The organism is Streptomyces sp. NPDC058307 (assembly GCF_042880295.1).
In the GTDB taxonomy this organism is placed as follows: domain Bacteria; phylum Actinomycetota; class Actinomycetes; order Streptomycetales; family Streptomycetaceae; genus Streptomyces.
This window is the reverse complement of the sequence record NZ_JBHVYZ010000023.1, coordinates 1-18,431: the sequence shown is the minus strand read 5'-3', so window position 1 is coordinate 18,431 and position 18,431 is coordinate 1. Positions and strand designations below refer to the sequence as shown.

Annotated in this window: 17 protein-coding genes; 4 read left to right on the top strand and 13 right to left on the bottom strand. The window is 71.2% G+C overall.

The features are described from left to right. Positions 1-106: 106 nt before the first annotated feature. Positions 107-1,405 (top strand): MFS transporter, encoded by a 1,299-nt coding sequence (locus tag ACFVYN_RS18390; protein ID WP_389999622.1) that lies wholly within the window; start codon positions 107-109, stop codon positions 1,403-1,405. Here the strand turns inward: ACFVYN_RS18390 and ACFVYN_RS18385 are convergent. The 12 genes from ACFVYN_RS18385 to ACFVYN_RS18330 form a co-directional block, all read right to left on the bottom strand. Then, positions 1,352-2,323: a sugar phosphate isomerase/epimerase family protein gene (locus ACFVYN_RS18385; protein ID WP_389999407.1), complete on the bottom strand. Its 972-nt coding sequence runs from the start codon at positions 2,321-2,323 to the stop codon at positions 1,352-1,354. The genes ACFVYN_RS18390 and ACFVYN_RS18385 overlap by 54 nt on opposite strands. Continuing rightward, positions 2,320-2,931, bottom strand: coding sequence for a nucleoside deaminase (locus ACFVYN_RS18380; RefSeq protein WP_389999405.1), 612 nt, complete (start codon positions 2,929-2,931; stop codon positions 2,320-2,322). The genes ACFVYN_RS18385 and ACFVYN_RS18380 overlap by 4 nt, the downstream gene beginning before the upstream one ends. A gap of 22 nt (positions 2,932-2,953) precedes the next feature. Then, positions 2,954-4,465, bottom strand: a complete 1,512-nt coding sequence (locus tag ACFVYN_RS18375) for a GMC oxidoreductase (protein WP_389999402.1) — start codon at positions 4,463-4,465, stop codon at positions 2,954-2,956. Positions 4,466-4,495: 30 nt separating this feature from the next. Further along, positions 4,496-5,641 carry an ROK family protein gene (locus ACFVYN_RS18370; protein ID WP_389999400.1) on the bottom strand — a complete coding sequence of 382 codons (1,146 nt, stop codon included), beginning with the start codon at positions 5,639-5,641 and terminating at the stop codon, positions 4,496-4,498. Further along, positions 5,635-6,957: a carboxylesterase family protein gene (locus tag ACFVYN_RS18365; protein WP_389999397.1), complete on the bottom strand. Its 1,323-nt coding sequence runs from the start codon at positions 6,955-6,957 to the stop codon at positions 5,635-5,637. The genes ACFVYN_RS18370 and ACFVYN_RS18365 overlap by 7 nt, the downstream gene beginning before the upstream one ends. Continuing rightward, entirely contained in the window at positions 6,954-7,775 is an 822-nt protein-coding gene (locus tag ACFVYN_RS18360; RefSeq protein ID WP_389999394.1) for a carbohydrate ABC transporter permease, read from the bottom strand. The genes ACFVYN_RS18365 and ACFVYN_RS18360 overlap by 4 nt, the downstream gene beginning before the upstream one ends. Continuing rightward, entirely contained in the window at positions 7,772-8,713 is a 942-nt protein-coding gene (locus ACFVYN_RS18355) for a carbohydrate ABC transporter permease (protein WP_389999391.1), read from the bottom strand. Before ACFVYN_RS18355 ends, ACFVYN_RS18360 begins: the two co-directional genes overlap by 4 nt. Then, positions 8,713-10,011, bottom strand: coding sequence for an extracellular solute-binding protein (locus ACFVYN_RS18350; RefSeq protein ID WP_389999389.1), 1,299 nt, complete (start codon positions 10,009-10,011; stop codon positions 8,713-8,715). Before ACFVYN_RS18350 ends, ACFVYN_RS18355 begins: the two co-directional genes overlap by 1 nt. A gap of 222 nt (positions 10,012-10,233) precedes the next feature. Continuing rightward, on the bottom strand, positions 10,234-11,301 hold the full coding sequence (locus ACFVYN_RS18345) for a chitinase (RefSeq protein ID WP_389999386.1): 1,068 nt from the start codon (positions 11,299-11,301) through the stop codon (positions 10,234-10,236). 218 nt (positions 11,302-11,519) lie between these two features. Continuing rightward, on the bottom strand, positions 11,520-12,389 hold the full coding sequence (locus tag ACFVYN_RS18340) for an alpha/beta fold hydrolase (protein ID WP_389999383.1): 870 nt from the start codon (positions 12,387-12,389) through the stop codon (positions 11,520-11,522). A 5-nt stretch (positions 12,390-12,394) separates the two neighbouring features. Further along, positions 12,395-12,874, bottom strand: a complete 480-nt coding sequence (locus ACFVYN_RS18335) for an anthrone oxygenase family protein (RefSeq protein WP_389999381.1) — start codon at positions 12,872-12,874, stop codon at positions 12,395-12,397. A gap of 109 nt (positions 12,875-12,983) precedes the next feature. After that, entirely contained in the window at positions 12,984-13,844 is an 861-nt protein-coding gene (locus tag ACFVYN_RS18330) for an NAD(P)H-binding protein (protein WP_389999378.1), read from the bottom strand. A gap of 134 nt (positions 13,845-13,978) precedes the next feature. On the opposite strand from ACFVYN_RS18330, the gene ACFVYN_RS18325 reads away from it, so the two are divergent. Next, the gene (locus ACFVYN_RS18325) at positions 13,979-14,416 is read left to right on the top strand and encodes a MarR family transcriptional regulator (RefSeq protein WP_389999376.1); all 438 of its coding nucleotides are present in this window, start codon (positions 13,979-13,981) and stop codon (positions 14,414-14,416) included. 414 nt (positions 14,417-14,830) lie between these two features. Here the strand turns inward: ACFVYN_RS18325 and ACFVYN_RS18320 are convergent, their stop codons facing one another. Continuing rightward, positions 14,831-15,775, bottom strand: a complete 945-nt coding sequence (locus ACFVYN_RS18320; protein ID WP_389999373.1) for a helix-turn-helix domain-containing protein — start codon at positions 15,773-15,775, stop codon at positions 14,831-14,833. Between the two features lie 286 nt (positions 15,776-16,061). Between ACFVYN_RS18320 and ACFVYN_RS18315 the strand changes: the two genes are divergently transcribed. Both ACFVYN_RS18315 and ACFVYN_RS18310 read left to right on the top strand, forming a co-directional pair. After that, entirely contained in the window at positions 16,062-16,631 is a 570-nt protein-coding gene (locus ACFVYN_RS18315; RefSeq protein ID WP_389999370.1) for a cupin domain-containing protein, read from the top strand. Between the two features lie 88 nt (positions 16,632-16,719). Continuing rightward, positions 16,720-18,431, top strand: a 1,712-nt coding sequence (locus ACFVYN_RS18310; protein WP_389999619.1) for an AAA family ATPase, incomplete at its 3' end; no start/stop codon positions are given.

Genomic DNA, 18,431 nt, shown 5'->3' with positions numbered 1-18,431 from the left:
GGTGCGCGCAGCGAGTGTTCCAAGTGCACCAAACGTCAGGGAAGGGTCCGGTGTCGCTGATGTGAAAGTCGCGAGTACAGGAGGTGTGACGGGCCTCGATCGGGGGATGGTCGCGCTCATGACAGAGACGCCACGTCCGGACGCGCCGCCCACGAAACGGCCCGTACGCCAGTTGCTCGCCGCCTCCGTGGGCAATGCCGTCGAGTGGTACGACTGGTACGCCTACACGTTCCTGGCGACTTATATCGCAGCCGCGGTCTTCCCCAAAGGCGCGGACGACTCGCTGGTGCCGCTGCTTTCGACGTTCGCGGTGTTCGCGGTGGGGTTCTTCATGCGGCCGGTCGGCGGGCTGCTGATGGGGGCGATCGCGGACCGGCACGGGCGGCGGGCCGCGCTGACGGTCACGATCCTGCTGATGGGCGGCAGCAGTCTGCTGGTCGGGCTGACACCCACGTACGCGGCCGTCGGCGTCCTCGCCCCGGTCGTGCTGGTGCTCGCGCGACTGCTCCAAGGGCTGTCCGTGGGCGGGGAGTTCGCAGCTTCCACGACGTTCCTCGTCGAGTCGGCGGGGCCCGGCCGGCGGGGGCTGTTCTCCAGCTTCCAGTACGTGTCGACGACGGCCGGACAGCTCCTCGCGTCCGGGATCGCCACGCTGCTGGTGGACACCGTGAGCGAGGGGCGGATGGATGCCTGGGGCTGGCGGGTGCCGTTCGTGCTCGGGGCGGTGCTGTCCCTGGTCGGGTTCTGGATCCGGCAGGGCGCGCAGGAGACACGCAGCGAGGAGCAGCGGCGGGCGCCGCGTCCCGGGCTGCTGGACGGGTTGCGGCGCCATCCGCGCGAGTCCCTGCTGATCTGCGGGATCACGATGGGCGGCACCATCGCGTACTACACGTGGACGTCGTATCTGCCGACGTACGCCGAACTCAACGCCGGCGTCGACACCTCGGACGCACTGCTCGCGGGGACGATCTCGCTCGCCTTCTTCGGGGTGCTCCAGCCGCTGGGCGGGCTGCTGTCGGACCGCTTCGGGCGGCGGCCGCTGCTGCTCTTCTTCGGGATCGGTTTCGCGCTGCTGAGCGTGCCGCTGCTGCATGCGCTGCGGGACTCCTTCGTGGTGCTGCTGCTCGTGCAGTGCGCGGGGATGGTGTTGCTGACCGGGTTCACGTCGATCAGTGCGGCGGTGAACGCGGAGGTGTTCCCGGCGCGGGTGCGGGCGGCCGGGATCGGGTTCCCGTACTCCCTGACGGTGGCGTTGTTCGGCGGGACGGCACCGTATGTGGGCACGCTGTTCAAGGAGTTGGGGCACGCGGGACTGTTCCCGTGGTACGTGGCCGTCCTGTGCCTCGGCTCGTCACTGGTCTATCTGCGGCTCCCGGAGACCGCCCACGCCGAGCTGCGCCGCTAGCACCTGCTTCGCCACCGCTGTCCCCGCCCTCAGCGCGGCCACGGGATCGGCGGCCTCGTCCAGTTCGATCAGGACCGTGTCCGCGCCGGGCGTACCGGACATGGCGTCCGCCCAGCCCTCCCAGTCGACGATCCCCGTGCCCAACTCCGTCATGTACGGCTGCTGTCGGGCGTACACCGTGTCGTCGATCGTCAGGTGGACGTCGATCGGGGCGACCGCGTCCTTCCAGTGGGCCAGGGCGGTGCGCGGGGCGTGGCGGCGGGCCACCGCGACCGGGTCGCCGCCGCCCAGGGCGATGTGGCAGGAGTCGGGGCACAGCCACACATAGCGCGGGTCGGTCAGGGCCATGAACAGGTCGATGTCCCGCTCGTACCAGAGGGTGCTGTGGGACTCGGTGTGGAAGGCCAGCCGCACCCCGTACCGGGACACCGCCTCCCCCACCGCGTGCGCGATGTCGGCCATGCGCGTCATGTAGGCGGCGTCGACGAAGAAGGGCGGCCGCGTGCCGTACGTCGTCCTCATCGGCAGTCCGGTGACGAGGACCTCGGCACCCACCTCGGCGAGGAAGGCGGCGCGGCGCTCGGCGTCGGCGACGATCGCGGGGAGGTCGTCGCCGTGCCGCCAGTCGGGGGCGTCGCCGTCGGCGACGAAGGCGCTGACCACGGCCAGACCGCGCGCGGACAGTTCGCGGCGGAACGCCTCCGCGCTGCCGAAGGCCCGCACCGCCGAGTCCGCGTCCCCGGGTGCGAACGTCAGCTCGATGCCGGTCACTTCGGTCTCGGCGAGGGTGTCCATCACCCGCTGCCAGAAGCGGTCCGGATGGTCCGCGGCCCAGGAGCGGACCGCGTCGGCGGAGTCGAGGTCCCAGAAGCCGGGGTGGTAGAAGGTGATGACGTCCGTCGCGAAACGAGGGCTCATTCCGTTCCCCCGCGCGCGTTGTAGACGACGACCTCGTCGGACTCGTCAATGGCCTTGCGGTAGTTGCGGAACACGGCGAGCGCCTCGTCCCGCAGGACGTCCCCGACGACCTCGATGCCCCGTGTCTCGAACTGCTCGGCCCAGTCCGCGCCGAGCGGGCCCTCGTCGAACGTGGTGATCTCCTCCAGCTCCGGGCCCTGGCCTGCGACCACCAGGCCGCGTACCCCGGACCACATGGTGGCGCCGTAACACTGCACGCAGGGGCGCCAGTTGACGACCAGTTCGTGTGAGGGCAGGCCCTCGCCGCCGAGGTCCCAGCTGCCGGTCGCCGTCTGGGCGAGGCCGAGCGCGACGACCTCGGCGTGCGCGCTGGACACCCCGGTGGACAGGACGACGTTCACGCCGACGGAGACGATCCGGCCGGAGTCGCGCTCGGCGACCAGCGCCGCGAACGGGCCGCCGTTGCCCTCGCGCCAGTTGCGGTCGGCGAGGCGGTGCACGAGCCGCATCCGGTCCTCGCGGGAGGGGGCGGTGGCGGGCACGTCGGCGAGTTCGTCGTCGATCCAGGCGGGCAGGGCCACGCGGTATTCCTTGGCGATGTCGATCACTGTGCTGTTCCTCTCGGATGGTTCAGGTGCGTGCGGTGACGGCACGGGCGGCCCGTACCGCGGTGACGGCGCCGGTCAGGGTGACGTTGGCGGCCATCGCCGTGGGCACGACTCCGTTGCCCGCCAGAAACAGGTTGTCGAAGCCCCACACCCTGCCGTCCGGGTCGCACACGCTGGTGCCGTCGTCGGTGACGCCTGCCCGGACGGTGCCGGTGAGATGCAGGGACGAGCCCGGCGGAAGCACAGCGGACTCGGTCGCCGGATCGAAGGGGCCGAACTCCTCGGCCACGGACCGCACTTCGTCCAGCGCGCGGCGGATCAGGGTGCGGTCGGTCTCGGAGTAGTCGAACTCGACGCGGATGCGGGGCAGGCCGGCCAGGTCGGTCTCGCTCGCCGAGAACATGAGCCGGTTCTGCGGGCGCGACTCGATGGGCACGTAGAGCGACAGGCCGACGGAGTGCGCGAGGGGCCGGCCGGCCACGTCGACGTAGGTGCGGTTCATGATCTGGCCGTGGAAGGGCTGGGCGACTCCGTTGCACGGCAGCCACAGCGAGTCCGTGCTGAACTCGCCGGGGCGGGGCAGGGGCAGGGCGTCGGGGTCGAGGCCGAACCGGTCGAGGTCGAGCAGGACGCGGGCGGTGACGAAGGCGTGTTCGTTGAGGTGGCGGCCAAGGGCCTCGGGGCGGATGCCGGAGGCGAACAGGAGTTGCGGGGTGCGCAGGGCGTCGGCGCACACCACCACGGTGCCGGCGCGGAGTTCGGACTCGGTGCCGTCGGCGACGCGGCGCAGGCGGGCCCCGGTGACCCGGCCGCCGTCGCCCTCGGTGAGTGCGGTCACCAGTGTGCCGGTGAGCAGGGTGAAGGCCGGATCACCGCCCGCCGCGAGCGCGGGGAGGATCGTCCCGGGTGCGGTGCGCGGCATGGGGCCCGAGGGTGTGGGGGTCACGGCCATCGGCATGGGCTGCGGGGCCCGGTCGGCCGGGGCGAGACCGCCGTAGCGTCGGCGCAGGACGTCGAGGACGAGTTCGCCGACCTTGGTCGGACCGATCGGCGCGGGGGTGACGGCGAGCAGGCGGCGTGCGGTGTCGAGATCCGCCGCCCAGGCGTCGGGGTCGCCGAAGTCGAAGACCTCGTCCCCGGCGGGCCACGGGGTCGCGGCGGTCCAGTGGACGCCCATGCCGCCCGCGTTCCAGGCGAGCGCGGCCTGCGGCATCGCCTCCGCGTCCTCGCCGAAGGCGAGCGCGTGGAACATGCCGGGGGTGAGGTCGGGGAGGCTGCCCGCGACCTCGCGGACCACCTCCGCTCCCGTGTACATGCCCTGGATGCCGGTGGCGACCTTCTCGTTGTAGCGGGACCACAGGTCGGGGTCGTCGAGGTCGTGCAGATGCCGTCCAGGCGTGCCGCCGATCGGGGGGCCGCCGTCGGCCATGGTGATGTGCAGGGCCGGATCGCTCTCGCGCAGGAGGCGGGCCACGAGGGCTCCCATGATGCCGCTGCCCACGACGAGGACATCGGTGCGGGGGGTGTGGGTCAACTGAAGCTCCGGGTAAGTGGGTTGTGGGGGTCAGTCGACCGGGGCGAGGGGTCCGAAGAGTTCGGTGTCCATGCGGTCCAGGGCGAGTTTCACCGCGCCGACGAGCGGGGCGTCCTGGCCGAGCGCGGTGGCGCGCAGTTCGACGGCGGGGGTGCGTGCGGCCCGCAGCGCTGCCCGCACCCGCGGCAGCAGGACATCGGCCGCGTCCTCCAGACCGCCGCCGAGAACGATCAGCGAGGGGGCGACCGTCCAGGACAGGGTGATGAGGATGGACGCGATGTTCTCCACGAACTCGTCGACCTCGGCGAGCGCGGCGGCGTCACCGTTGCGGGCTGCCTCGAACCGGGCCAGGGCCAGGGCGCGTTGGGCGGGCACAGGTGAGGTCAGGGCGGCTACGGGCCAGTCCTCGACCGAGCCGGCCGGCATCGAGGGGGCCTCGACGATCTCGCCCGCGGCGCCGTCGAGTCCGCGGTGCACGGCCCCCCGGATGAGGATGCCGAGGCCGGTCCGGTTCCCGAGCATCGCCCAGACGACGTTGTCGTGATCGGCGGCGACTCCCCGCCAACGCTCCGCCAGTGCACCGAGGTTGGTGTCGTTGTCGGCGAACCAGGGCACAGGGAGGCGACGGCCCAGCTCCTCGGGCAGGTGCACGCCCTCCCAGCGGGTGGTGTGCACCAGGCGCCGTACGACTCCTTCGTCGTCGATGGCGCCGCCGCCCGCGATGGCCCCGGCGCGCAGCCGGTCCACCGATCCGCCGGCGTCGTCGAGGGCACGCAGGACCAGTTCGGCGGCGTCGTCGAGGGTGGTGTGCGGGTCCTTGTAGGCGCGCAGCGGCCGGTGTGCCCGGCCGAGGATGTGGCCGCGGACATCGGCGACGACGGCCCAGGCATCGACGGTCGTGACGCGTACGGCCGCCAACAGGGCGTGTTCGGCGCGCAGTTCGTAGCGGCGGGCCGGGCGTCCGGCGCAGCCGCTGTGCGGCATCCGGTCGAGTTCGGCGACCCAGCCCGCCTCGACGAGCGAGTCCAGGATCAGCTCGATCGTGCGGCGGGACAGGCCGGTCTGTGCGGCGAGTTCGGTGAGTTTCCTCGGTCCGGCCGAGACCGCCAACGCCCGCAGGATCACTGAGGTGTTGACCCGTCGTACGGCGCTCTGGTTCATCCCTGCCGTCAGCACGCGTCCCCTCCCGTCACCGGGTCGTACAGGCCCCGGGTGTCGGCCACGAGCGGTCGGCCGTATGCACGGGCCGGGTCGCCGAGTCGCCCGGTCGCCCTCCCCCAGGCCGGGTTCTCGCCGCGGACGAAGCCGACGAGGTCGGTGTGCATCCGGGCGGCCAGCTCCGCGGGCGGGTTCGGGCCGAGCGCCTCGGGGACGCCGGGAGCGTCGAGCACGTCGAAGAAGAAGGGGAGGTCGACGCAGTGGACGGCGCCGCCGAGGGCCGGGGAGGGCCATTCGAAGGAGTACAGCCAGGTACCGGCGCGAGCCGCGCGGCGCGCGGCCGCGGTACGGGGGCAGGCGGAGCGGAACAGGGTGTCCGTGATCCGGGTGCCGGCCGCGCGCGAGCCGCGCTCGCCGTCACCGTCTTCGTAGCCGTCGAACTCGTCGCCCGTGGCGCCGAGCAGCAGCGGGACGTCCTGTCCGCGCACGGCCAGCCCCTCGGCGAGCGGCACCGGCAGGATGTCGTCGCCGACGACCGGGCCGAGCACGAGGGTGCCGTCGTCCCCGCGCAGATCGAGCACGCCCCGCTGCACCAACTCCGGTGCGCACAGGGCGAATCCGGCCCGGGTGGGCGGCACGCCCAGGTGCTCGCCGAGCCGTGCGAGGAGGTCCCGGGCCCGGGGCGCTTCGACCTCGAACAGGCCTCCGGACAGACTCACCGCCCGCTGGAACCGGCCGCGCCCGGCGGGTGACGACAGCAGTGCGAGCACCATCGCTCCCCCGGCCGACTGGCCCGCGACGGTGATCCGGTCCGGGTCGCCCCCGAAGGCGGCGATGTTCTCCCGCACCCAGTCGAGCGCGAGGAGCACGTCCCGCAGCCCGAGGTTGGTGGGGACGTCGTCCAGTACCGCGAATCCGTCGACGCCGAGCCGGTAGCCGACCGTGACGGTGACGACGCCGTCGCGGGCGAAGGCGCGGCCGTCGTACCAGGGGCTCGCCGGGCTGCCCGCGAGAAAGCCGCCGCCGTGGATCCACACGAGCACCGGGCAGCCGACCGCGTCGGGGGCCGTGACGGAGACGTTCAGTATGTCGTCGCCCGGCACCGACGGTTCCGGGATGGTGGTCGTGGCGAACAGCGGCACGCGCTGCGCGGTGGCGCCGGGGCGGGAGGCGTCGTACGGCCGCGTGAAGCGCTCGCGTGGGAGCGGCGCGGCGAACCTCCCTGGGCCGGTGGGCGCTTCGGCGTAAGGGATGCCCAGGAAGCGCCGTACGCCCGGGTGTTGACGGCCGACGACCGTGCCCGCAGGCGTCCGGACGGTGACCGGCGCGCTCATCGCAGCCCCGTTCCCGCGATGCCCTGCACGAAGTACCGCTGCAGGAAGAGGAAGAGCACGAGGACCGGCAGCATCACCACGATCGCTCCGGCGAGCAGCAGGCCGTAGTCGGTGACGTGGGCGGCGGCCTGGCTGGTGGCGGCGAGGCCGACCGGGAGGGTGTAGGTGTCCATGCTCTGGGCGACGACCAGCGGCCAGATGAAGTTGTTCCAGGAGGTGAGGAACGACATGATCGTGATCGTGGCGACGGCGGGACCGGCGAGCGGCAGGAAGATCCTGAAGAAGATCCGGAACTCGCCCGCGCCGTCGATGCGGGCCGCTTCGAGGAGTTCGTCGGGGACCGACAGGGCGTACTGGCGCACGATGAAGACCGACAGGGGAAGTGCCGCGCCGGGCAGGGCGATTCCGGCGAGGGTGTCCGCGAGGCCCAGGTCCACGGTGATCACGAACTGGGTGACGAACACCGCGGTGAACGGCACCATCATCGCCGCCATGACCGCGCCGAACGCGAGCCGCCGGCCCGCGAAGTCGAGCTTGGCGAGCGCGTATCCGGCGGCCGACGCGGCCACGATGTTCCCGGCCACCACGATCAGCGCGACGACCACGCTGTTGACCAGGAACCGGCCGAAGCCCTGGGTCTCGAACAGCCGCGTGAAGTTGCCGAAGGTGAGGTGATGCGGGAGCAGCGCGCCGGGGTCGGAGCGGATCTCGTCGAGGCTGCGCAGCGAGCCGCTCACGCCCCACGCGAAGGGCAGCATGGTGAGCAGGGCGCACAACAGGAGGGCGGCGTACAGCACGGGGCGGGCGGCACGGTTCATGTGCGGGACCTCAGCAGCCGGAACTGGACGACGCTCACCACGGTCACCAGCGCGAGCGTCACGAAGGACGCCGCGGAGGACATCCCGAACTCGCCCGCCCCGAACTGGCGGTAGGTGTACAGCGCGACCGACTCGGTGGTGCCGAGCGGGCCGCCGCCGGTGAGCAGGTAGGGCTCGTCGAAGACCTGGAGGTAGAACACGGTCAGCAGGACGGACACCATGAGCGTGGTGGGCAGCAGCAACGGCAGGGTGATGTGCCGGAGTTGGCGCCACCGCCCGGCGCCGTCGAGGGCGGCGGCCTCGTAGACGTCCTGGGGCACGGCCTGGAGGCCGGCGAGGAACAGCACCATCGCGATGCCGAAGTTGCGCCAGACGCCGAGCAGGATGACGACCGGCATGGCCAGGTGGGGGTCGTCCAGCCAGTTCGGTCCGGCGAATCCGACCGCGCCGAGCAGCTTGTTGACGGTGCCGTCGATGTGGAAGGCGTACTGCCAGATCAGTGCGACGGCCACGACGTTGGTGACGACGGGCGCGAAGAAGACGGTGCGCAGGACACCGCGCAGGCGTCGGATGCCGGAGTTCAGGGCGAGGGCCAGGGTGAAGCCGATGCCCATCGTCAGGGGGACGCCCACGGCCACGAACAGGGCGGTGTTGAGGATGTCCCGGATGAAGGTGTCGTCCTGGAACAGCCGGAGGTAGTTGTCGACACCGGTGAAGTCGACGGCGAACGGGGTGCGCAGGTCGGCACCGCGGATGTCGGTGAGGCTCAAGGCGAGCGCGGCGACCGTGGGGATGGCCGTGTAGACCAGGAAGACGACGCCGAAGGGAGCGAGGAAGAGCCAGGCGACGGCGGTGCGGCGGGCGCGGGACGCCTTGTGCGCCGCGGGCTTCGGTACGGCCGTGGCCCTCTTGGCGGCCGGTACGAGCGTCGTGGTCATCACCGCGCGCCCGTGCCGACGCTCTCGGCGTAGGCCTGGATGTTCGCGGCCGCCTTCGCCGCGGTCTCCTTGCCCTTGGCGACGGCCTCCACCTCCTTGCCCAGCCGGGTCGCGACCTGCTGCCAGTTCCTGACCTGGGGGAACGCGCGGGTGTTCTTGAGCTGGGTGAAGAAGGCGGCCAGCAGCGGCTGATCCTTGATCGCCGGATCGTCCCAGGCGGAGATGACAGCCGGCAGCGAGCCGTACGCCTTGTACTGCGCGACCTGTGTGCTGGGCTTCGCCAGGTGCCGGACGAGCTTCCAGGCGGCGTCGGTGTTCGCGCTGTCGGCGAGGACGCCCCAGGTGCCGCCCGCGGAGAAGGAGACGCTGCTCGACGCTCCGGCGGGCAGCGGGGCGGTGGCGACGTGGGAGGCCGTCCAGCCGCTCTTCTTGGCGGCGGTGTCGAGCTGGCCGATGACCCAGGGCCCGGTGATCATGCTCGCTGTCTTGCCCGAGACGAAGTACGGCTGCGCGTCGAGGAAGGTCGGGCCGCCGGGGTCGGCGGTCCCGGCGGTGAAGAAGGACGCGTTGTAGTCGAGGGCGTCGACCATCTGGGGCGTGTTCAGGTTCCACTTGCCGGCGGAGGTGACGAGGGAGCCTCCGGCCTGCCAGGCGTACATGGCGACGTCCTGGCCGTTGAAGATGTCCCACCCGATGTCGGCCCCGAGCGCGTGGGCCGCGCCGGCGCCCTGGAGGGCCTTGAGGAAGGGCTCCATGCCGGCCCAGGTGGTGGGCGCCTGGACGCCCGCCTTCTTGGCCAGATCCGATCGGTAGACGAGCGCGTAGGTGTACGCGTACCAGGGGACCGTGTAGGCCACGTCGTCCACGACGCCGGCGTCCCAGAGGCTCTTGAAGAAGCTGCCCGGATCCACCAGGCCGTCCGGCACGGGCCGCAGGGTCGACGGGTCGAGGAACTGCGCCTGCGACTCGGGGAAGAACTGGGCGACGTCCGGTCCCTTGCCCGCCGCGATCGCCGCCTGGAGCTTGGTGTAGTACTCCGCGTTCGGGATCAGCGTGGTCTTCACGACCAGGCCGGGGTTGGCGGACTTGAACGGCTTGACGACCGTGCCGAGCACGTCGGCGTCGCCCTGGGCGGCCCAGACGTTCACGGTGCCGGTGGCCGGGGACGCGTCGACCTTCTTGGCGCCGGAAGCGGCGGCCGCGTCGTCCTGGCGCCCGCAGCCGGCCAGGGGAAGCGCGGCGCCGAGGGCCATTCCGGCGGTCAGCCGCAGGGCGGTGCGACGGGAGAAGTTGGGCACGGGGACTCCTGTGACACGAGATTCCTCACGAGTACTGAGGGCGGTGGCGTGGTGTGTCCCGACGCTATGAACCGCGTGTTTCGGCCACGTGGCGGTCCTCGCCCCGAATAATTTCGGAACTTGTAGCGAAATCGGTGTGGCGAGGGCCCGGTGCGCATCCGTCCCCCGCCCCCCGGCCACGTCGTAAGGGGGGTCCCGCGACATTCCACCACCCCTCCTGTACTAGAGGTAGGGGGCGCGGGATGCCCCGGTGTCCTGGGCGATGCCGGAGCAGGAGTCGGAGCCGCCGGTGCCCGGGCAGCCGCCGTTGTCGCGCTGGAGTGCCCAGAAGGAGAGGGTGTTGATCTTCTTGGCCTCGGCCCACTGCTCCACCGCGACCGCGTCCTCGACGGTGAAGGTCTCCTCGGGGCCGTAGTCGTCGATGCCGGGCATCTCGATGACCCCGATCATGCTCCACAGCTTCGCGGAGCTCTTGTGCGGGTAGAGGGCGGCGAGCTGGCCGTGCAGCCCCTCGGCGGCCGTCTGGGTGTCGACCGCCATGTCGTGCGTGGCGCCGTCGTAGTAGTCGAACGTCATGAGGTTGACGACGTCCACGCGCGCGCCGTTGTCGACGGCGTTCTGGAGCACGGCGAGACCGTTGGCCTCGAGGCCCTTCGTGGAGGTCGGGAGGGTGTAGGAGAACCGCACGGTGCGGCCGGTGCGCTCGGCCCAGCGCTGGACCTCCGCGATCGCCTTGTTGCGGCGGTCGATCCCGGCGGCGTTGTTGATCGAGTCGCCCTCGACGTCGAGGTCGATGCGGCTGATGCCGTATGTGGTGACGAGGCTCTTGAACACCCCGGCGATGGCGTCGACGCTGGTGCAGCTGTCGGCCAGTTCGGTGCCGGTGGTGTCCGCGGACCAGCCGCCGAAGGAGGGGATGACGTCGCCGCCGCGCGCCTGGATGCGCGCGATGTCACGGCCGAAGGTCGCCTTGGAGATCGGCTGGTCCGTCGCGCCGTTCCAGTAGGCGGTGCACGAACCCGCCGTGGCCGTCTGGAGGAAGGCCAGCGTGAGGTACTTGTTGCCGGAGGCTGCGGCGAGGGCGGCCGGGCTCTGGCCGGTCCACGACTCGAAGTAGGGCGCGGCCACACGGGCCGGCAGGGGCTTGCCGAAAGCCGCGGGTGAGGACGACGGGGAAGGCGAGGGCGGCGCGGCGAGCGCGCCTCCTCCCCCGAGTCCGACGAGCCCTGCGGACAGCGCGCTGACGCTCAGGCAGGACAGCAACGCACGAAGGTGACCAGGTCGTCTCACTGACGCTCCCAGGGGGAAAGGGCATGCGGGGACAGCGGAATGGCCGAACCGCGGGAAGAGGAACCGTGCCCATAATTGGACTAGACCACACAACTGTCAAGGTTCTTTACAGTTAGCTTGCCGAGCCCGTCCCGGCAGGGGTGCGCCCTTCTCCTGGTCGCTCAGAGGCAGTCAGAGGCAGGGCGTTGACACACAGAGCCCCGGCTTACGCCGACGGCTTACGCGGCTGAGGTTCCGTCCCGGGGTGCGTCTGAGGAGTGGGTGAACTCCCGGATGTGACGTGCGAGTTCTGTCGGCTGGTCCAGGGGGACGAGGGTGTGGCTGTCTGCGATGTCGACGAGCCGCGAGTGAGGCAGGAGTTCGGCGAGGCGCCGACCGTGCTCGGGTGGCATCACGCGGTCCCCGCTCGCCCAGACCACCAGGGCGGGCCGCTCGAAACTCGGCAGGCGTTCGGCCGCGCCGAGCAGGACTTCGGTGTCTGCCGCCGCGGCTCGAAGCGTTCGTACGGCATCGCGGCTGATCCCGGGCTGTTTCATGACCGGCTTCGTCCACCGGGCTGTGGCGGCGTCTCCGCGCAGGGTCAGCCATCCGAAGGCGAACGGCAGGCGCCGGAGCGGCCGCAGCCTCATCTGCTGCATGAACAGTGCGAACATGCGGGGCGGGAGCTTGCCGGCGAGCGCGAGCGTCTTGCCTGTCAGGCCCGGTGGGAAGTTGTCGAACGCGTCGCACGAGACGAGCACGGCCCGTCCCACACGTGCGGCCCCGTCGCACATGAGGAGTTGGACGAGTGCTCCGCCGGTGTCGTTGCCGACGAGTGTGACGTCGTGGAGATCGAGGCGGTCGAGGAACTCCGTGACCAGCTGTGCGATGCCGGGCAGCGACAGGTCGGCGTCGGCGGACATCGGGCGGCGGTGCGCGCCGAACGGCAGGGTCGGTGCTATGCACCGGTGGTCGGCGGACAGGTCGGCGATCGGCCCGTCCCACAGCGAGGCATCCATCATCCATCCGTGCAGGAGCACGAGGGTAGGGCCATCGCCGCCGGTGTCCTCGTATTCGATTGTTCCCGGGGACAGTTCGATCTCCCTCATGCCGCTCACCTTCCTGTCCGTCGGTGCGGGGAATCCTCGGGTCCGGCCGGGAGTTCGCGGGGCGGTGAAGCGGGTGTCTCCCGATGGGTGCCGCGCGGTGTTCTCGTCGCGTCGGCGATCAGGGCTGCGAACGCGAGAACGGCCGCGCCGGTCCGGACGCCGTGGGCGATCTGCCAGCGATCACGTACGGCCGCCCAGTCCGCGGGCGGCGCCTGCACGCTCCAGCCAAGCTGGTCGGCGTTGATGGGCATATTGGTCACGAGGGTCAGGGCGAGGATCCCGACCAGCAGGGTCAGAGCCGTCAGCGTCCACCAGGAGGTGCGTCCTTCCTGCCTGGACGTGAAGGCGACGAGCACTGCCGTGGCGATCAGTGCGGGCAGGAGCGTGAGGACCGCGAGCTTGTCCAGCGCATCGAGTTCGACCTGACGGACCTGGGTGTAGACGTGGGAGTCGAAGCCCCGCAGGGACAGTTCGAGGACGAGCACGGCGACGAGAAGCCCGTGAAGACGCCCGTGAACAACAGGCCGGCCCCTCGCGCCGTCCTGGCAACCGGACTGTCCGGCACGCTCTTTCCGTTTCGCCGGCGCCGCGGGCTCATGAGCGGACCGGGGACGCGAAGACGGCACTGTTCTCGGCTGCCCATGCCGCGAAGGTGAGTGCCGGGCGGCCCAGGAGCTGTTCCACGGTGTCCGTGGACGGGCCCGGCTTGTTCGCGTAGTCGGCCAGGGATCCGAGAAGCCGGTCGGGGATGTCCTCGGCCAGGCCCTGGGCGAGCATGGCCTGGCGGACCTGTGCGGGGGCGAGTTCCTGGAAGGACAGGTCCCGGCCGATGGCTTCGCCGATGAGACGGACCTTGTCCCGCTGGTCGAGTGACTGCGGGCCGGTGAGCAGGTAGGCGCGGCCCGCGTGCACGGCGCGCTCACTGTCGGCGAGTACGCGTACGGCCACCTGCGCCACGTCGCGCTGATGGATCGGCGAGGTCGCCGCGTCGCCGTAGGCGCCCCGCACGACGCCGGTCGCGCGGATCTGCGGAGCCCAGGCCAGAGCGTTGGCGGCGAAGTCGGCGCACCGCAGGAACGTCCACTGCAGACCGGAGCGCCTGACCGCTTCCTCCACCGCCCTGAACTCGTCGGCGAACCGCCGGTGGCCGGCGGGGTGCTCCACGGTCGAGGCCGACAGGGCGACCACCCGCCGCGCGCCCCGTGCCGCGGCCAGCGCCAGCAGCTCAGCGGCGGCTCCGCCGACAGCGCGTGGGCTGAGCAGCACCCCCTCCACACCGTCCGGCACTGCCGTGAGACTGTCCGGCCTGGACGGATCCCCGGTCACCAGCTGTGCACCATCGGGCACAACGACGGCTGGATCCCGGCTGACCGCCACCACCTTCTCGCCGCCCCCGAGCAAGAGGCGCACCGCTTCCCGTCCGACGCTCCCGGTCGCTCCGATCACCACGAACATGTCGATGCCCCCTCACCCCGGCCCCTCATTCGAGTGCCGTAATATACGAGAACCGTAGCATATTGATTTGAGAGGCGTACATTATGGTTCCCGTAACACCTGGCGATGCTGCCCGCCGCCGACGGCGAGCCACGGTGGAGATCAAGCAGGGCCTGCGCGAGCTGGGCGCCGAGCTGACTCTGCTCAACCGCCGGGTCGGCACGCGCCTCGGACTCAAAGACATCGACCTGGACTGCCTCGACCTCATCAACACCCACGGTCCGCTGAGCCCGACCGCGCTGGCCCGACGAGCCGGGCTGCACGCGGCAACGACGACCGGGGTTCTCGACCGGCTCGAACGTGCCGGCTGGGTGACCCGCGACCGTGACCCGGCGGACCGCCGAGCCTTCCTGGTCCGAGCCCTGCGCGACCGCAACGCAGAACTGCTGGAGCTCTTCGCCGGGATGAACTCCTCGGTGGAACGGATCTGCGCCGACTACGACGACGCCGACCTGGAACGCCTCGCCGACTTCCTCCGCCGTACAGCCGACGCCGGGCGGGAGGCGGCCGAGGAACTGGCCGCCGGCAACTGATGTTCTTCCTCGCGGCATTGGGGTCGTCGAGTGGCCGCTCGACGTGCGTCCGGCGGACAGTCGCGCTCGCCGGAGAGGCAGCTCAGGCCGACGCTGGAAGCGGGCGTAAGCGCACAACCGCTACGGCACGGACTCCGCGCGCTGTTCATGCTCATGGTCCACCGCTTCGACCTCACGCTGCGCTTCCCCGAACTGCGCAGGGCAACCGGGGCCGGGGCGGTATGGCGGCGTGATGGCCGTACCACGTCGCCACCGGTCCATCCCTGGAGCCTGTCGCGGCCGTGTCCCGCCGCCGCAAGGGCGGAGCGCAGGGACTCGACGGGCGTCGGAGACAGGGGCGGATCAGGACACGGCAGGACGCCGGTTGGCCGCGGTCGCCGGTGAACCGGAACGGGGCCGAGGGAGGCCGAGTCGTCAGGTCGGTCGGCGTGCGTACTGCGCCGGTGTCGCTTGGTACTGCTTCTTGAATGCGCGGATGAAGTGGCTGCTGTCGGTGAAGTGCCAGCGCGCGGCGGCCTCGGAGACGGTGAGGCGTGATCCGGGGGCGGTGAGTGCCTGGGCCGCTTCCTCCAGGCGTCGGCGACGGATGTACGCGCTGAACGACTCGTCCAGACCCGCGAAGGCCCGCTGCAGGGTGCGCACGGAGACGTGGAGGTGTGCGGCGACCGTGGCCGGCGACAGCTCCGCGTCGGTGAGCCGGGCATCGGCCAGGTCCTTGGCCGCTTGGGCCAGTGCCGGGGTGAAAGTGGGCTCGCGGTCGTCGAAGTGGTCGAGGATCAACCCTTTGGCGAGTTCCAGCAGGGCGTTGCGGGAAGCGTGCGCGGCCGCCGGGCCGAGGTCACTCACGGTCCGCTGGATCATGGTGGTGTGTGCCATGAGGACCTGCGCCGCGGGGGAGGTGGCCTGCCCGGCGCGTGGTTTCCCGGAGACCAGAGACCGCAGCGCGTCACCGGGGAAGATGAAGATGCGGGTGCCGATCTCGGGCGTGGTGTGGAAGTGGTTCTCCGTCACGACGTGGTGCGTGAAGTAGGTGCCGGTCGAGATGTGGGCGTCACCGCCCTGGTCGTGCGGGTCCCGCAGGGTCATCGCACCTCGGAGCACTACGTACAGCCTGATGTGGTCGTGTTCATGTGTACCGACTGCCTGGGTACGCAGGGTCGATGAGCCCCAGAGTTCGTTGACGGCGGTGTCCTGCAGCGTCACCGAGCGCATGGCTCCCTGGAAGCCGTCGAGCGTGGACGAGCTGAACTCCGGCAGGGGGTACAGGTCTCCCATACGGGCGTTCCAGGTGTCGACGAACGACTCCCACGTACGCCGACCGGGGCCTGTGGAGTCGGCGTCGGCAGTGAACGTGCCCACCCTGCCGCTCGGTCCGAGTGTACGAAGTCTCCTGCTCATCCGCCCTCCGCGCCGATGAAGATGTCGTCTGGATCCCATCCGGTGTCGCAAAAGTACACGCTTTCTACGTACACGTGTTCCTACTCTTGCCTACGTCCCGACCGTTGACGATCTTCTGCCCGCGAGTGCCGCAGACCGGACTGCCGCCGTGCGGGCGGCGTCGCCGCGGGGGCGCCGCCCGGTGGCGAAGTCGTGGTCCCGTCGGCCACTGATCCCCACCTGACCGACCTTCGAGGAGACGACCGCGATGATTCCCGATGACGATCCATCGCGGTCCTTGACCGTGGCCGACCCGGACGACCCCGGCACCACATACGTCTCACTGGTCGGCACCACGTACGCCATGCCGGTCACCGGCGAGCAGACCCTCGAAGTCGTGCCGGTGCGGGCATGTCGATCAGGCAGTACCGGCCCTCGGATCCTCGAGGGCGAGATCCAGTTCGCCTTCCGCGGCGAGAAGTACACCGTGGGGGCCGGGGCCACGGTCACTGTTCCGGCCAACGCGCCGCACAACTTCCGCAACGTCTCGGGTGCGCCGGCCCGCATGCTGCGCATGTGCACCCCGGCAGGCCAGGACGAGTACTTCCTGCGTATCGGCGATGTCGTCGCGGGCAAGGACGCGCCGCCGCCGCAGCTGTCCGAGGGCGAGGTCATGGAGCGTCGCCGCCGTGCGGCCGAGCCGGCCTCGACCTACCGAAGCGAGTTCCTCCAGCCCACGGGGACGGCGAGCAGGCACGGCCTGCCTCCGAGAGTTCGACGTGACCGGAGTCCCCGGCCGGTCCAGGAACCGCTCCGGTCACGGGTGCGGCCGTGCTGAGTGGTGTGATCGCGGTGAGCGCTCCGGCGGCGCGACCGCTGACAGACTGACTGTTACTGCTATCTCCGAGGAGCGCAGATTGCAAGCGGTGGGACTGGGGGACCGGCTGGCCGCGGCTCGAGCCGGTGCGCTGGTGGGCAGGGAGCAGGAGCGGGCGGTGCTCGATGGGATGCTGTCGGGGGCGCCGGACGCTCCGCTCGTCGCCTACTTGCACGGCCCCGGCGGCATCGGCAAGTCCTCGCTGATGCGGTATGCCGCCCGGCAGGCGGAACTCGCCGGCCGACGCGTGGTACACGTGGACGGACGGTTCCTCGAAGCCGATCCGCGCCGGCTGGAGGAGGCCGCCGCCCCGGCGTGTGCCGAACCCGGCACGGTGCTGCTCATCGACACCTTCGAGCAGTGCCAGCCCCTCGAGACGTGGCTGCGCGAGTGCTTCCTGCCGCGGCTCGCCGATCATGCGATCGTGATGGTGGCCGGCAGGACCGCTCCCGACGCCGAATGGTCGCTGGATCCCGGGTGGGCGCAACTGTTCACCGCACTGCCCGTACGGGCGCTCGATCCCGCCCAGTCCGACGCCCTGCTCGCCGTCCGGGGTGTCCCCGCCGAGCAGCGCGGCGCCTTCGTCGCCTTCGCCGGAGGCAGCCCGCTCGCCCTCTCCCTGGCCGCCTCCCTGCCCCCGGCCGCGCCCGGCGCACTGTGGGAGCCCACCGGTGACGTGCTGACAACGCTGGTCGAGAGACTGGTGGGTGACCTGCCCAGCGCCGTCCACCGGCGCGCCCTGGAAGTCGTCGCGCAGGCCTACGTCACCCGAGAGTCTCTGCTGCGCGCAGTGCTGGGCGACGAGGACACCGACATGGTGTTCTCCTGGCTGCGCCAGCTCCCGTACATCGAGGCAACACCCGAGGGGCTGCACCCGCACGACGCGGTGCGGGCGACCCTCGAGGCCGACCTGCGCTGGCGGGACCCCGAGCGCTACGACGACATCCGCGCCCACGTCTCGCTCGCCGGCCTGCGGGCCGTACGCGGCGCCACCGCCGACGACGCGCTCTTACGCGTCGCGGAGTGGATGTTCCTCTTCCGCGACCACGACCGTCCGGACAACCTGTACGACCACCGGAAGCATCCCCACATCGAGGACACTCCGCTGAGGCCCGAAGACGTGCCCGCCGTGCTGCGCATGGCCGAGGAGACCGAGGGCCCGGCATCGGCGGCCGCTGTCGCGCACTGGCTGCGCCGCCAGCCGGAGGCCTTCCGCGTCCACCGCTACGCGGGCTTCTCCGCACCCGTTGCGTTCATGGCCATCCTGCGGCTGGACGCACCGCTGCCCGAGGACCGCACCGAGGACCCGGTGATCGCGGCAGTCTGGGACCTCGTGGAGGCGGCCGCGCCCCTGGGACCGGGCGAGCACCTGGGCATCCGTCGCTTCGCGGTGCAACCCGGCGGGCGACAGCGGCCCTCGCCCCTGATGGAACTCACCAGCCGGCGCACCATCGCCGACGAGATGAGGAGCCACGGACGCGCGGTGACCTTCACCGTCTTCGAAGACGCCGAGCGGTGGGGGCGCTATCTCGCCGAGGCCGGGATGCCGGAGGTCGCGGCCGTGGACGTCGGCGGCCTGCGACAGCACGTCTTCGCCCGGGACTGGCGACGGCAGACAATGGAACAGTGGGCGCGGTACCGGGCGCGCACCACGCTCACGCCGGTAGCGACATGGCCCACAACCGCCCCCGCGAATGGCCCGGACGACCAGCTGCCGCGCGCCGCGTTCGAGGAAGGAGTACTGGAGGCGCTGCGCACCTG

What these genes read in the sequence shown, in the direction of transcription:
- ACFVYN_RS18390 (WP_389999622.1), top strand. Translation starts at nt 107, where the DNA reads ATGGTCGCGCTCATGACAGAGACGCCACGTCCGGACGCGCCGCCCACG.
- ACFVYN_RS18385 (WP_389999407.1), bottom strand. Translation starts at nt 2,323, where the DNA reads ATGAGCCCTCGTTTCGCGACGGACGTCATCACCTTCTACCACCCCGGC.
- ACFVYN_RS18365 (WP_389999397.1), bottom strand. Translation starts at nt 6,957, where the DNA reads ATGAGCGCGCCGGTCACCGTCCGGACGCCTGCGGGCACGGTCGTCGGC.
- ACFVYN_RS18360 (WP_389999394.1), bottom strand. Translation starts at nt 7,775, where the DNA reads ATGAACCGTGCCGCCCGCCCCGTGCTGTACGCCGCCCTCCTGTTGTGC.
- ACFVYN_RS18355 (WP_389999391.1), bottom strand. Translation starts at nt 8,713, where the DNA reads ATGACCACGACGCTCGTACCGGCCGCCAAGAGGGCCACGGCCGTACCG.
- ACFVYN_RS18340 (WP_389999383.1), bottom strand. Translation starts at nt 12,389, where the DNA reads ATGAGGGAGATCGAACTGTCCCCGGGAACAATCGAATACGAGGACACC.
- ACFVYN_RS18330 (WP_389999378.1), bottom strand. Translation starts at nt 13,844, where the DNA reads ATGTTCGTGGTGATCGGAGCGACCGGGAGCGTCGGACGGGAAGCGGTG.
- ACFVYN_RS18315 (WP_389999370.1), top strand. Translation starts at nt 16,062, where the DNA reads ATGATTCCCGATGACGATCCATCGCGGTCCTTGACCGTGGCCGACCCG.